This window comes from Phenylobacterium sp. NIBR 498073 (assembly GCF_027286305.1).
GTDB lineage: Bacteria > Pseudomonadota > Alphaproteobacteria > Caulobacterales > Caulobacteraceae > Phenylobacterium.
On record NZ_CP114599.1, the window covers coordinates 3,155,687 to 3,168,934 of the forward strand.

General features: G+C 68.8%; 12 protein-coding genes. 6 read left to right on the forward strand and 6 right to left on the reverse strand.

Features of this window, described 5'->3' with window-relative positions; translation table 11 throughout:
* Nucleotides 1-182: 182 nt before the first annotated feature.
* The 3 genes from cysD to O4N75_RS15840 are packed head-to-tail and all read left to right on the forward strand — an operon-like array spanning nucleotide 183 to nucleotide 4,635.
* Nucleotides 183-1,112 carry a sulfate adenylyltransferase subunit CysD gene (gene cysD, locus O4N75_RS15830; RefSeq protein ID WP_269629382.1) on the forward strand — a complete coding sequence of 310 codons (930 nt, stop codon included), beginning with the start codon at nucleotides 183-185 and terminating at the stop codon, nucleotides 1,110-1,112.
* The gene (cysN, locus tag O4N75_RS15835) at nucleotides 1,112-3,016 is read left to right on the forward strand and encodes a sulfate adenylyltransferase subunit CysN (protein ID WP_269626441.1); all 1,905 of its coding nucleotides are present in this window, start codon (nucleotides 1,112-1,114) and stop codon (nucleotides 3,014-3,016) included. Before cysD ends, cysN begins: the two co-directional genes overlap by 1 nt.
* 59 nt (nucleotides 3,017-3,075) lie before the next feature.
* A complete protein-coding gene (locus O4N75_RS15840) occupies nucleotides 3,076-4,635 on the forward strand; it encodes a DUF389 domain-containing protein (RefSeq protein ID WP_269626442.1) in 1,560 nt (519 codons plus the stop codon).
* Between the two features lie 8 nt (nucleotides 4,636-4,643).
* Here the strand turns inward: O4N75_RS15840 and gdhA are convergent, their stop codons facing one another.
* A complete protein-coding gene (gene gdhA, locus O4N75_RS15845; RefSeq protein ID WP_269626443.1) occupies nucleotides 4,644-5,987 on the reverse strand; it encodes an NADP-specific glutamate dehydrogenase in 1,344 nt (447 codons plus the stop codon).
* A 179-nt stretch (nucleotides 5,988-6,166) separates the two neighbouring features.
* On the opposite strand from gdhA, the gene O4N75_RS15850 reads away from it, so the two are divergent.
* Entirely contained in the window at nucleotides 6,167-6,589 is a 423-nt protein-coding gene (locus O4N75_RS15850) for a CBS domain-containing protein (RefSeq protein WP_269626444.1), read from the forward strand.
* A 39-nt stretch (nucleotides 6,590-6,628) separates the two neighbouring features.
* Here O4N75_RS15850 and O4N75_RS15855 read toward each other — a convergent pair whose 3' ends face one another.
* The 4 genes from O4N75_RS15855 to O4N75_RS15870 all read right to left on the reverse strand — a co-directional run bounded on the left by O4N75_RS15855 (nucleotide 6,629) and on the right by O4N75_RS15870 (nucleotide 10,140).
* A complete protein-coding gene (locus tag O4N75_RS15855) occupies nucleotides 6,629-7,267 on the reverse strand; it encodes a carboxymuconolactone decarboxylase family protein (protein ID WP_269626446.1) in 639 nt (212 codons plus the stop codon).
* A gap of 5 nt (nucleotides 7,268-7,272) precedes the next feature.
* A complete protein-coding gene (locus O4N75_RS15860; RefSeq protein WP_269626448.1) occupies nucleotides 7,273-7,803 on the reverse strand; it encodes a VOC family protein in 531 nt (176 codons plus the stop codon).
* 14 nt (nucleotides 7,804-7,817) lie between these two features.
* Nucleotides 7,818-8,837 carry an NAD(P)-dependent alcohol dehydrogenase gene (locus O4N75_RS15865; protein WP_269626449.1) on the reverse strand — a complete coding sequence of 340 codons (1,020 nt, stop codon included), beginning with the start codon at nucleotides 8,835-8,837 and terminating at the stop codon, nucleotides 7,818-7,820.
* A 142-nt stretch (nucleotides 8,838-8,979) separates the two neighbouring features.
* Nucleotides 8,980-10,140 (reverse strand): MFS transporter, encoded by a 1,161-nt coding sequence (locus O4N75_RS15870; RefSeq protein WP_269626450.1) that lies wholly within the window; start codon nucleotides 10,138-10,140, stop codon nucleotides 8,980-8,982.
* Between the two features lie 111 nt (nucleotides 10,141-10,251).
* On the opposite strand from O4N75_RS15870, the gene O4N75_RS15875 reads away from it, so the two are divergent.
* Nucleotides 10,252-10,875, forward strand: a complete 624-nt coding sequence (locus O4N75_RS15875) for an exopolysaccharide biosynthesis protein (protein WP_267233165.1) — start codon at nucleotides 10,252-10,254, stop codon at nucleotides 10,873-10,875.
* Here the strand turns inward: O4N75_RS15875 and O4N75_RS15880 are convergent, their stop codons facing one another.
* Nucleotides 10,876-11,883, reverse strand: a complete 1,008-nt coding sequence (locus O4N75_RS15880; RefSeq protein WP_269626451.1) for a DUF1176 domain-containing protein — start codon at nucleotides 11,881-11,883, stop codon at nucleotides 10,876-10,878.
* A gap of 76 nt (nucleotides 11,884-11,959) precedes the next feature.
* Here O4N75_RS15880 and O4N75_RS15885 point away from each other — a divergent pair, with 76 nt between their 5' ends.
* The gene (locus O4N75_RS15885; protein ID WP_269626452.1) at nucleotides 11,960-13,231 is read left to right on the forward strand and encodes an aminotransferase class III-fold pyridoxal phosphate-dependent enzyme; all 1,272 of its coding nucleotides are present in this window, start codon (nucleotides 11,960-11,962) and stop codon (nucleotides 13,229-13,231) included.
* Nucleotides 13,232-13,248: the final 17 nt, after the last annotated feature.

Consider the following 13,248-nt stretch of genomic DNA (forward strand, 5'->3'; position numbering starts at 1 on the left):
GTTTTCGGACGGCTCCATTTTCCTCGGCGGCCTGTCAGTAAATCTCTATCGTCATCGGTCCCCGGGTCCCTTAAGCCGTCGCTCAGGGCCAATCCGCGCGGCGCGTCAGCAGCGACGGGCGGACTTTTTCGTTGTTAGAATTCAGGGTGAGGCCCGAGGTTCACGTGCAAGGTACAGCCCTGATGCAGGCCAAGGCGCCCGCCATCGCTCCCGAAACGCTCACCCATCTTCAGCGCCTGGAGGCCGAGAGCATCCACATCATGCGCGAGGTGGCGGCCGAGGCCGAGCGCCCGGTGATGCTCTATTCGATCGGCAAGGACTCCGCCGTGATGCTGCATCTGGCGGCCAAGGCGTTCTATCCGTCCAAGCCGCCCTTCCCGCTGCTGCACGTCGATACGACCTGGAAATTCCGGGCGATGTACGAGATGCGCGAGCGCATGGCCAAGGAGCTCGGCTTCGAGCTGCTGGTCCACAAGAACCCCGAGGCCGTCGAGCGGAACATCAACCCGTTCGACCACGGCAGCGCGCTGCACACCGACATCTGGAAGACCGAGGGCCTGAAGCAGGCGCTCGACAAGTACGGCTTCGACGCGGCCTTCGGCGGCGCGCGCCGCGACGAGGAAAAGAGCCGCGCCAAGGAGCGCATCTTCTCGTTCCGGTCGGCCCAGCACCGTTGGGATCCCAAGAACCAGCGCCCCGAACTTTGGCGGCTGTACAACACCCGCAAGAACCCCGGCGAGAGCATCCGGGTGTTCCCGATCTCCAACTGGACCGAGTTGGACATCTGGCAATACATCCACCTAGAGAACATCCCGATCGTCCCGCTGTACTTCTCGGAAGTGCGGCCGGTGGTCGAGCGCGACGGCACGCTGATCATGGTCGACGACGAGCGGATGCCGCTGCGCCCGGGCGAGGTTCCGATGCAGAAGTCGGTGCGGTTCCGCACCCTGGGCTGCTACCCGCTGACCGGCGCGGTCGAGTCCACCGCCGCCACGCTGCCTGAAATCATTCAGGAAATGCTGCTCACCACGACCTCGGAGCGCCAGGGCCGGATGATCGACCACGACCAGGCCGCTTCGATGGAGAAGAAGAAGCAAGAGGGCTACTTCTGATGGCCCACCAGTCCGCACTCATCGCCGAGGACATCGAGGCGTACCTGTCCGCGCACGAGCGCAAGAGCCTGCTGCGGTTCCTGACCTGCGGGTCGGTGGACGACGGCAAGTCGACCCTGATCGGCCGCCTGCTCTATGACTCGAAGATGATCTTCGAGGACCAGCTGGCCGCGCTCGAAGCAGACTCCAAGAAGGTCGGCACCCAGGGCGGCGACATCGACTTCGCCCTGCTGGTCGACGGTCTGGCCGCCGAGCGCGAGCAAGGCATCACCATTGACGTCGCCTACCGCTTCTTCTCGACCGACAAGCGCAAGTTCATCGTCGCCGACACGCCCGGCCACGAGCAATACACGCGCAACATGGTCACCGGCGCCTCGACTGCCGACGCCGCGGTCATCCTGATCGACGCGCGCAAGGGCGTGCTGACCCAGACCCGCCGGCACTCGTATCTGGTCTCACTGCTGGGCATCCGGCACGTGGTCCTGGCCGTCAACAAGATGGATCTGGTGGGCTGGGATCGGCAGGTTTACGACGCGATCCTGCAGGAATATGCCGAGTTCGCCACCCAGATCGGCATCAAGGACTACACCGCAATCCCCATGTCCGCCTTGAAAGGCGACAACATCACCAGCCGCAGCGAGGCTGCGCCCTGGTACGAGGGACCGGCCCTGATGCCGCTGCTGGAGACCCTCCCCGTCGAGGACGATCTGCGCGAGCAGCCGTTCCGCATGCCGGTCCAGTGGGTGAACCGTCCGAACCTGGATTTCCGTGGTTTTTCAGGGCTGATCTCGACCGGAACGGTGCGTCCGGGCGACAAGATCAAGGCCCTGCCCTCGGGCCGCGAAAGCACTATCGAACGTATCGTCACGTTTCGCGGCGACCTTGACGAAGCGGTGGCCGGACAGTCGGTCACCCTGACCCTGAAGGACGAGATCGACATCTCGCGCGGGGACGTCATCTCCGAGGCCGGATCGCCGCCGCCTGTGGCCGACCAGTTCGAGGCGACCATCGTCTGGATGGACGACGAGGCGATGCTGCCGGGCCGGCCCTACCTGCTCAAGGTCGGGACCCGCGTGGTCTCGGCCCAGGTCACCGAGCCGAAGTACAAGGTCAATGTGAACACCCTCGAGCACCTGGCCGCCAAGCGGCTGGAGCTCAACGAGATCGGGGTCTGTAACCTCTCGCTCGACGCAGCCATCGCGTTCGACGCCTATGCCGAGAACCACGACCTCGGCGGCTTCATCCTGATCGACCGGATCAGCAACCGGACCGTCGGGGCCGGCATGCTGCACTTCGCCCTGCGTCGCAGCCAGAACATCCACTGGCAGGCGCTGGACGTCGACAAGGCCAGCCGCGCCGCCCTCAAGGGACAGCGCGGCCGGGTGGTCTGGCTGACCGGCCTGTCGGGCTCGGGCAAGTCGACGATCGCCAACCTGGTCGAGAAGCGGCTGCACGCCGACGGGCGTCACACCTACCTGCTCGACGGCGACAATGTCCGCCACGGCCTCAACAAGGACCTTGGCTTCACCGACGAGGACCGCGTCGAGAACATCCGCCGGGTGGCCGAGGTCGCCAAGCTGATGGTCGACGCCGGCCTCATCGTGCTGGTCTCGTTCATCTCCCCGTTCCGCGCCGAGCGCCGCCTGGCGCGCGAGCTGCAGGCCGAAGGCGATTTCGTCGAGGTGTTCGTCGACACGCCGCTGGCGGTCGCCGAGCAGCGCGACGTCAAGGGCCTCTACAAGAAGGCCCGGGCCGGCGAGCTCAAGAACTTCACCGGCATCGACAGCCCCTACGAGGCGCCGGAAAACGCCGAGATCGTCATCGACACCACCGCGATGTCGGCCACGGAGGCAGCCGAGCAGATCGTCGCCTGGCTGGAAGGCGAGCTCGACTACTCGATCTGAAGGTCCCTGGCCCGCTCCGCGCCGCGCGTTATGGTGCGGTGCGAGTCAGGAGGAACGGCATGGCGGCGTCCAAGTCCGGGATCGGCCAGACGGTCGATGCCATCCGTGAGGCGATCGCCCCGCCCGCACGGCTCCTCACCGACAGTGAACGCAGCGTCGCGGCCGCTGAGATCTATGAGGCCGGCCGCCTGACCCCGGCCTACAGCTTCATGCTGTTCAGCGCCTGCGGCATCGCCGCGCTGGGCCTGCTGCAGTCTTCGGTGGCGGTGATCATCGGGGCGATGCTGATTTCGCCGCTGATGGGACCGATCATGGCGATGGGCATGGCGCTCGCCCGGCTCGACACTCGCGCGTTCCGCGCGGCCGCCGCCACCCTGGCCATCGGCGCAGCGCTGTCGATCGCCGCCTCGATCCTGATCGTCTGGATCTCACCGCTGAAGGACGCGACGCCGGAGATCCTCTCGCGCACGCGCCCCACCCTGCTCGACCTGATCGTCGCCCTGCTGTCCGGCTTCGTCGGGGCCTACCTGACCGTCAACCGCAAAGGCGGCGCGATCGCCGGGGTCGCGATCGCCACGGCCCTGATGCCGCCGCTGGCGGTGGTGGGCTACGGCCTGGCCACCGCCAACTGGCAGATCGCCGGCGGAGCGATGCTGCTGTTCCTGACCAACGTCGTTTCGATCCTCGGGGCGGTCTACGGCGTCGCCCGCCGCTACGGCTTCCGGCCGCAGGCGCGCGAGGGGCGGGCCTGGGAGACCTGGGCGCTGCTGGCGGTGATGGTCGCGCTCTGCGTGCCGCTGGCGGTGTCGTTACGCAGCATCGTCATCGAAGCCCGCGAGACCACCCGCGTCCGCGGCGTCGTGACAGAGGCGTTCGCCGGCGCCTCGCCGCACATCACGGAGCTGGTGGTCGAGACCGGACGCGGCGGCGCCAGCGAGGTGCAGGCGGTGGTCGTCACCCGCAAGTACGTTCCGGGCGCGCAGGAAGCGGTCGCGCGCCAGCTCAAGGCCGGCGCCCATGTCGAGATCGAGCAGATCGTCACCGCCACCGGCGTGCCGCCGGCGATCAGCAGCGGCGGCGCCCTGGCCAATCGCGTCTCGCCGACCATCGCCCCTGCCGGTCCGGAGCAGAAGCTGCGCGCCATGCTGGGCGGCGTCGGCCGCGTGGAGTCAATGCGGCGCGAGGGCGAGGCGCTGGAGGTCAGCGTGGTGCTGAACGGATCAGTCGACCTCGCCGAGTATCGCGCCGCCGAGCAGGCCGCCCAGCGCTTTCTGCCGCAGACGCCGGTGCGGATCGTCCCGCCGCTGGCGCCGCTGCCGGCGGTGCGCTTCGCCTATGGTACGAGCGCGCTCGGCGCCGACGGCCGGCAAGCCGCCGAGACCATCGCCTGGGCGCTGAACCGATGGGGTCTGAAGTCGGCCAAGGTCGAGGGCCTGGCGACGCCCGGTTCGCGCGGACCTCGCGCCGCGGACTTGCGCGTGGCCCTGGCGCGGGGCGAGGCCGTGGCGAGCGTGCTTCGCGAGCGCGGGATCACGACCAGCGTCGGCGCCAGCGTGCCGGACGCCGTCGAGGGCGATCCGGCCGCGTATCTGGCCGCGCGGGTGACCGCCGCCCCCTAGATCGCGCTCTAGATCACCCCCTGAGCGGCCATGGCGTCGGCGACCTTCACGAAGCCCGAGATGTTGGCGCCATCGACATAGCTGACCGAACCGTCCGCCCGCTCGCCATAGCGCAGGCAGGAGGCGTGGATGCCGCGCATGATCTCCAGCAGCCGGCGATCGACCTCCTCGCGCGGCCAGGAGAGCCGCATGGCGTTCTGGCTCATCTCCAGGCCCGAGGTCGCCACGCCGCCGGCGTTGGCCGCCTTGCCCGGTCCGAACAGCACGCCGGCCTCTTCGAAGGCCTTCACCGCCTCGATGGTCGAAGGCATGTTCGCGCCTTCGGCCACGCAGAAGACGCCGTTGGCGATCAGGACCTCGGCGTCCTCGCGGCCAAGTTCGTTCTGGGTGGCGCAGGGCAACGCCACATCGCAGGGTACGCCCCAGGGACGGATCCCCGCCTCGAACCGCAGGCCCAGCTTGGCCGCGTATTCCGACACCCGGCCGAAGTAGTGGTTCTTCACCTCCATCAGCTCAGCGAGCTTTTCGGGCGTGAAGCCTTCCTCGTCGATCACCGTGCCGCTGGAGTCGGAGACCGTGATCACCCGCGCGCCCATCTGCATCGCCTTCTCGACGGCGTACTGCGCGACGTTGCCGGAGCCGGAGACGCAGACGCGCTGGCCCTCCATCGAACGCCCGGCGTGGTTCAGCATCTCCTCGGCGAAGTAGACCGTGCCGTAGCCGGTCGCCTCCGGGCGGATCAGCGAGCCGCCGAAGCTCAGGCCCTTGCCGGTGAACACCGCGTCGGCGCGATTGGTGAGCTTCTTCATCATGCCGGCCATGTAGCCGACCTCACGGCCCCCGACGCCGATGTCGCCGGCCGGCACGTCGGTGTCGGCCCCGATGTGGCGGAAGAGCTCGGAGATGAAAGCCTGGCAGAAGCGCATCGTCTCCCCCGGGCTGCGGCCCTTGGGATTGAAGTTCGAGCCGCCCTTGCCGCCGCCCATCGGCAACGTGGTCAGGGCGTTTTTGAAGGTCTGCTCGAAGGCCAGGAACTTCAGCACCGACAGGTTCACCGTCGGATGGAAGCGGATGCCGCCTTTGAAAGGACCGATCGCCGAGCTGTGCTGGATGCGGTAGCCGCGGTTGACATGGACCTCGCCCTTGTCGTCCACCCACGGCACCCGGAAGATGATGACGCGCTCGGGTTCGACCAGCCGATGGATCAGGCCCTGTTCGGCATAGGCCGGATTGCGCTCGATGAAGGGCCAGAGGCTGGTCATGACCTCGGTCACCGCCTGAAGGAACTCGGGCTGTCCTTCGTTGTCGGCCGCGACGGTATTGAGGCAGTCCTCCAGGCTCTTGAACTTCATCGGGTCCTCGCGGCAGTAAATTAAAGAATGCTGCGGTCTAGGGCCTCGACCGGGCCAGCACAATCAGGAGTGTGGGCGCCGCCACCCTTGGTGAGTAACGCCTTCGCGAGCTTCCCCAAGGGGAACGGACAGCGCCGACCGGGGGTTCATGCACCTCCATCCACGGAAGGAGAGCTGTCTTGAAAGTCAGCGAAGTCATGACCGCCCAGGTCGTCACGGCCAAGCCGAAGACCTCCGTCAAGGAAATCGCCCGCATGATGTCGGAGATCGACAGCGGCGTGATCCCGATCGCCGAGGACGGCAAGGTGCTGGGCCTGGTGACCGACCGCGACATCGTGGTGCGTGTGGTCGCCGACGGCGGCGCGCTGGACGCGCCGGTCTCCGACATCATGACCGACGACGTGCAGTCCTGCCACGCCGACGACAACCTGGCCGACGCGACCGCCAAGATGGGCGCGCATCAGGTGCGCCGCCTGCTGGTCTATGCCGACGGCCGCCTCACCGGCATTCTGTCGCTGGGCGACGTGGCTCTGGACTATGGGGCCAAAGCCGTCGGCCGGACCCTCGAAGAGATCTCGGCTGAACCGGCCAATCAGCAGTAGGCAGGGCCCCGGCATTCGCCGGGATGACCGGTGATGGCGCTAAGGCCGCCGGCCGATGTCGAGGAAGTCGGCGCCGCTAAAGTCCTCGGGCGCGGCGACCTCGACGATGGGATCGTCACGGTCGTCCCACTCGGTGCGCAGGGCCCGGCTCATCACCGCGTGCATGTCGTACATACAGGTGATGTAGGTCAGCTCGAGGATCTCGTGGTCGCTGAGGAACGCCTTCAGCGCGGCGAACACCGGCTCCGGCGTGCGGCCGGCCTGCAGCGACAGGCAGTCGGCATAGGCCAGGATCGCCCGCTCCTCAGCCGTGTAGCAGTCGGCGACCTGCCAGTGCGGTATGGCGGCGATCCGCTCCTCCGACACCTTGAGGCCGCGCAGCGACTTGCAGTGCTGCGAGAACACGAACTGGCTGGCCTTGGTGAAGCCGACCCGGGTCTGGGCCAACTCGCGCAGCACCGGATCGAGCTTGCGGTCGGGGCTGCGATAGAGCGCGAAGCCGCGGTTGCAGTGCTCCAGCACGTCCGGGACGTTGGCGAACACCGTCCACCAGTCGCCGGGGGTGCCCGTGCTGGTGCCAGGTTCGGCCACCGGATCGCGGTCGCCGAACAGCAGGTCGTAGCTGCGCAGGACCTTGGGGTCGGCCTCGGCGCGGGGGATCTGGCGCAGGCGCGGCATGGCCCCTAAGCCTCCGCCCGCACGGCGCGGGCCGGCGTGTGCCTGACGTCGCCGGGACCAAAGGCCCGGGTGGTGGCGGCGAGTTCCAGCATGATGCCGTTGGGATCGGTGAAGTAGACCGAGCGGAAGAACACCCCTTCGTGGTTCTCGGCGCTGACGCCCATCGGGCTGTCGTCGTGATTGACCACCATGTTCGGCAGCACCTTCACCCCCGCGTCGACCAGGCGCTGGCGGTACTCGTCGAGCTTCTCCTCGGGCACGTTGAAGGCCACGTGGTTCATCGAGCCGATCGCCGATCTGGGTTCCTCGGGGAACCGCTTGACCGAGGCGATCCCCGGCGCGGCGGGCGGGGCGTCGGGCCACCAGAAGAAGGCGACGGAGTCCCCGCCGCCGCAGTCGAAGAAGAAGTGCTGGCCGCCGTCCGGCAGGGCCACGGTCTTGTAGAGCGGCATGCCGAGGACGCCGGCGTAGAAGGCGACCGTCTCTTCCATGTCGCGGCAGACCAGGGCGAGGTGATTGATGCCCGTCGTACGCATCGACTGCCTCCTTGTCAGAATTGCAGGACGATCTTTCCGAAATGCTCCCCGCCCTGCATGGCGGCGAACGCCTTGGCGACGTCCGTCCAGGGGAAAACCTTGTCCACCACCGGCTCGATCCGGTGCAGCTCGATCGCCCGGCACATGGCCTCGAACATCTCGCGCGAGCCGACCGACAGGCCCTGAAGGCGGGCGCTGTTGGTGATGAGGACGCCGGGATTGACCCCCTCGCCGGCCCCGGCGACCACGCCGATGATGGCGATGTGGCCGCCGATGCGGACGGCCTTGAGGCTCTGCTGGATGGTGCCGGCGCCGCCGACCTCCATGATGAAGTCGGCCCCGACGCCGCCGGTCGCCTGGCGCACGGCGCCGGCCCAGTCAGGCGTCGCGCGATAGTTGACCAGATGGTCGGCGCCCAGCGCCTTGGCGCGGGCCAGCTTGTCGTCCGAGGACGAGGTGATCACGGTGCGGTAGCCGGCCGCCTTGGCGAACTGCAGCCCGAAGATCGAGACCCCGCCGGTGCCCTGCAGCACCACGGTGTCGCCGGGTTCGAGGCGCGCATCCTCGAACAGGCCGCGCCAGGCGGTCAGGGCCGCGCACGGCAGGGTCGCCACCTGCTGGTCGGTCAGGAAGTCGGGGACCCTGGAGACGCCCTCCTGGCTGAAGACGCCCAGTTCGCGGCCCGCGCCCGGGATCGGGAAGCCGAGCGACGAGCTGAGCTTCTCCAGCGTCGGACGCCCCGAGGTCCAATGCTGGAAGAACAGGGTCGCGACCCGGTCGCCGACCGCCACGCGGGTGACGCCGGGGCCGACCGCCTCGACCACGCCGCAGCCGTCCGAGAACGGGGTGATAGTCCCGCCGGCCGTGGCCGAGCCGCGGCTGTACATGCCGTTCACCATCAGCATGTCGCGATAGTTCAGCGAGACCGCCTTCATGCGGACCAGCACTTGCCCATGACCCGGCGTCGGATCGGGCGCCTCGACCAGCTTCAGGGCGTCGAATCCCCACGGCGCGGCGACTTCCAGAGCCCGCATGCGTCACTCCCCAATCATCATTGCAGGGATTAGCCGCCCGTTGGCGGCGGGCCGCAAGACTGTCGTGGGGTAAGGGCTCTAAACTCAAAGAATCGACCCTGTTCATCCTGGTCGGCTTGATTCAGGCCAACCGGGACAGGGTCTAGGGGTCGAGCCGGCGAACTCCGTAGAGGCGCAGCGCGCCGACAAGGCCGAGCGCCGACATCACGGCCATGGCCAGGTAGCCCTTGGCCCCGGCCACGTCGAACAGCCAACCCGAGCCGATGGTCGCCGCCCCCATCAGCAGCCCGCCGGACAGCGCCGAGTTGATGGTCTGGGCCGCCGAGGCGTTGGCCGGGGTCGAGAGCTTCTCGACCAGCTGCAGCGAGGCCAGGAAGGTCGCCGCATAGGTGAAGGTGTGCAGCGCCTGTATCGGCAGCAGCAGCCAGAGCGGCGGGGCGAAGGCCAGCGCCGTCCAGCGGACCAGCGCGGCGGCCCCGCCGATGACCAGCAGATTGCGCGGACCGATGCGCCGGCGCCACGGCTCCATGAACCACATGAAGCCGACCTCGACCGCCACGGCCAGGCCCCACAGCAGGCCCGTCCAGCTCTCCGGCATGCCCTGCTGTTTCCAGGAGAGCGTCGAGAACGAGTAGTAGAAGGCGTGGGCCGACTGGATCAGCCCGACCGACACCACCGCCAGCATGAAGTTGCGGTCGCGCAGCAGCTCGCCGAGACCGACGAGGCGCTCGGAGAGGCGGCTGGCCGCCCCGCCCTCGCGCACCGGGTCGGGCGGCAGCAGGCCGCGCGCCGCGCCGGCCGCCAGCATGGCCGCCGCGGTGATCCAGACCAGCACCAGCTCGGGCGAGTAGCGGGCCAGCAGCGTCCCGACCGTGACGTTGGCGATGATGAAGGCCACCGAGCCGATGCCGCGCGGCCAGCCGTAGTTGAACCCATCGCGCCCGGCCCGCCGGAAGACGATGACGTCGGTCAGCGGGATCATGGTCGAGAGGATGGTGTTGGCCAGGAACCAGACCCCGAACCACCAGGCGAAGCCGAACGGCGCGGCCAGCAGCCCGTAGGCCAGCGCAACGGCCAGCCCCATCAGGATCAGCGGCGTGCGGCGCAGGGAAAAGCTGTCGGCCCACATGGCGATGGCCGGCGCGGTGACCGCCCGCGCCAGCATCGGGGCCGAGAGGATCAGGCCGATCTCCGCACCCGAGAGGCCGCGCGCGGCGAACCAGACCGGGATGTAGGGCGAGCTCGCCCCGGTCCCCACGAACAGGGCCGCGTAGAACAGGCCAAGGCGGATCGGCTGCGACATCTGAGGCCACCGATTATGCGAGTCGCCGCCAACAATCCCGTCACTTCCGACGCCGCAAGCGCGGCTTTTCCTTCCGCTACGGCGCCGAGCCGTGCTAGCGCGAAGCTTGAAATGTCCGAACACCGTAAAGCCGCGAGCGTATCCGAACTCCTCGACCTGATCGCGGAGCGTCCGGGGCGCGAGGTGTCGGTCGGCGACCTGCTCGACACCTTCGGCGACCGCGCCTTCGGCGCGCTGATGTTCGTGTTCGCCGCCCCGCTGGTGCTGCCGATGCCGCCGGGCGTCTCGGCGCTGCTCGGCGCGCCGCTGATCTTCATCACCTTCCAGTGGATGATGGGACGCAAGACCCTCTGGCTGCCCAAGGTGATGCTGTCGCGGACCATGAGCATGGCCGACTTCCGCGCCCTGACAGTGAAGCTGAAGCCGCACCTGGGGCGGCTGGAGCGGCGGCTGCGGCCGCGGCTGACCTTCATGTACAACCCGCTGGGCGACCGGCTGGTGGGGGCGCTGTGCTTCCTGCTGTCGCTGATCGTGTTCCTGCCGATCCCGTTCGGGAACATGCTGCCGTCGTTCGCGATCGCCGCCTTCGCCATCGGCGGGGCCGAGCGCGACGGGCTGGCCGCGCTGATCGGCTGGGTCGCCGCGATCCTGTCGGTGGTCGTGCTGGTCGTGCTGTCGAAGGCGATCGTGGCGGCGATCCTGGCGTTCTTCGCCACCCTATTCGGGATGTTCTGACTACTTCGCGCGGGTGCGGTAGCTGACCGGCCAGTCGTCCGGCGGCACGCCGCGGCACTCGCCCATCAGGTCCTGGGCGGTGGCGACGAAGCCCTTGCCGTCCCAGACCCAGGTGTTGGTCGCCCCGCAGTCGCCCAGGCCCCTGCCCTTCTCGAAGTTGTAGAGCGTCTGGGTCGCCGCGTCGTAGCTGACATTCATCAGTTCGGTGGTCGCCTCGGAGGTGTCGGCGTAGCGGATCGGCAGCGGACGGGCCGCGCCCTTCTCGTCGACGACGAAGAAGCTGTAGATCATGTTGTAGGCCCCGCGCGTGCAGAGCGGCGCCCAGAGCGTGAGGCCAGGCGACAGCCGGCCCGAGACCGGCTCAATCTCCAGGGTGGCGATGTCGTCGTCGCAGTCCTTCATCATCGCCGCCACCGAGCGGGGGAGCTTGGCGGCCAGCCCCGCCTGCGACATGGCCGGCGCGGCCTGGACCAGCGGCGGCGCAGGCGGCGGGGGAACCGCCGAAGCCGGCGAGGCGCCCTTGGCTATGAGGGCGGTGACCGTGCCCGCCCGCTTCTGTTTGTCGTCCATCCAGCGCAGGGCGGCCGAACTGCCGGCCAGGGAAACGGCGCCCAGCGGCTTGCCGCCGGCCGTAACCTGCAGCGCCTTGCCGTTGGCGGCCGCCGCGATCAGCGCCTTGGCCTGGCCGGCTGTCAGCTCGGCGGACGCGCGCTCGCCGTCCTCGTCCCGCGCCGTGACGCTGGCCAGGGCGCGGCCGTCGATCGCCAGGCTCCAGGGCCCGGCCTTGCCGTCCATGACGATCCGGGCCGCCGGTTCGTCCGCCGCCCCGGCCCCGCGCGCGACCTTCAGATAGCCCGACATTTCGTAGGCCTCGCCGGCGAAGCCGAAGGCGGCGCACTGGCGGGTGTTGTCGCAGGTGACCCACCAATCCTTGAAGGTCTCGTTGGCCAGGGCCGGCGAGGCCAGCAGCGTCGCCGCGCCCGTCAGGGCCAAAACCTTCGCCGTCATCGCCTGCTCCCCGGTTGCCGATATGCGAGCGCAGCGTAAGGTCTCACCACGGCCTTCGTCGACGGAGAACTCCACCATGACGCGCAGCCTGGACAAAGCCCTGCGGGAACGCGCTGCGGCGGTGATCCCCGGCGGGATGTACGGCCACCAGGCGGTGGGGCTGCTGCCCGACGACTATCCGCAGTTCTTCTCGAAGGCGGACGGCGCGCACATCTGGGACGCCGACGGCAAGCGCTACCTCGACCTGATGTGCGCCTATGGGCCCAACCTCTTCGGATACGGCCATCCCGAGATCGACGCGGCCTATGTGCGCCAGCTCGGGATCGGCGACACCCTGACCGGGCCGACCGAGCTGATGGTGCGGCTGGCCGAGGAGATGACCCTGCTGGTCAGCCACGCCGACTGGGCGATGTTCTGCAAGAACGGCACCGACGCCACGACCATGGCGCTGATGACCGCGCGGGCGCACACCCGGCGCAAGACCATCGTGCGGGCCAAGGGCGCCTATCACGGGGCCGCCCCCTGGTGTACGCCGAGGCCCGCGGGCACGACCGACACCGACCGCGCGCACCAGATCTTCTGCGACTACAACGACGTGGCCAGCCTGGAGGCGGCGGTGGCGCAGGCGGGCGAGGACCTGGCTGCGATCTTCGCCGCCCCGTTCAAGCACGACGCCTTCATCGACCAGGCCGCGCCGGACGGCGCCTACGCCCGCCGCTGCCGCGAGCTGGCCGACCAGACCGGGGCGCTGCTGATCGTCGACGACGTGCGCGCGGGCCTGCGGATGGCGCGCGACTGTTCGTGGTCGGTGGTGGGAGTGGAGCCGGACCTCTCGACCTGGGGCAAGTGCATCGCCAACGGCCACCCGATTTCGGCGCTACTGGGCTCGGAGAAGGCGCGCAAGGCGGCGGCCGCGATCTATGTCACCGGCTCGTTCTGGTTCCAGGCCGCGCCGATGGCCGCGGCGCTGGAGACCCTGCGGCTGGTGCGCACCACCGACTATCTGGAGCGGCTGACCGCGATGGGCGAGCGGCTGTCAGCGGGCCTGACCGAGCGGGCGGCGGCGGCGGGCTTCGGCCTGCGTTGCAGCGGGCCGGGGCAGATGCCGCTCTACCTGTTCGACGAGGATCCCGACCTGCGGAAGGGCTTCTTCTTCGTTTCGCAAATGCTGGAGCGCGGGATCTACCTGCACCCCTGGCACAACATGTTCCTGTGCGCGGCGATGACCGAGGCCGACATCGACGGGGTGCTGAACGCCGCAGAGGACTCGCTGGCGGCGCTCAAGCGCGAGGCCGGCGGCCTGGCCCCGGTGGAGAAGCTGGCCTTCCTGGCCGGCGGTCAAAGATAAGAAAATTCAAAAGGGTA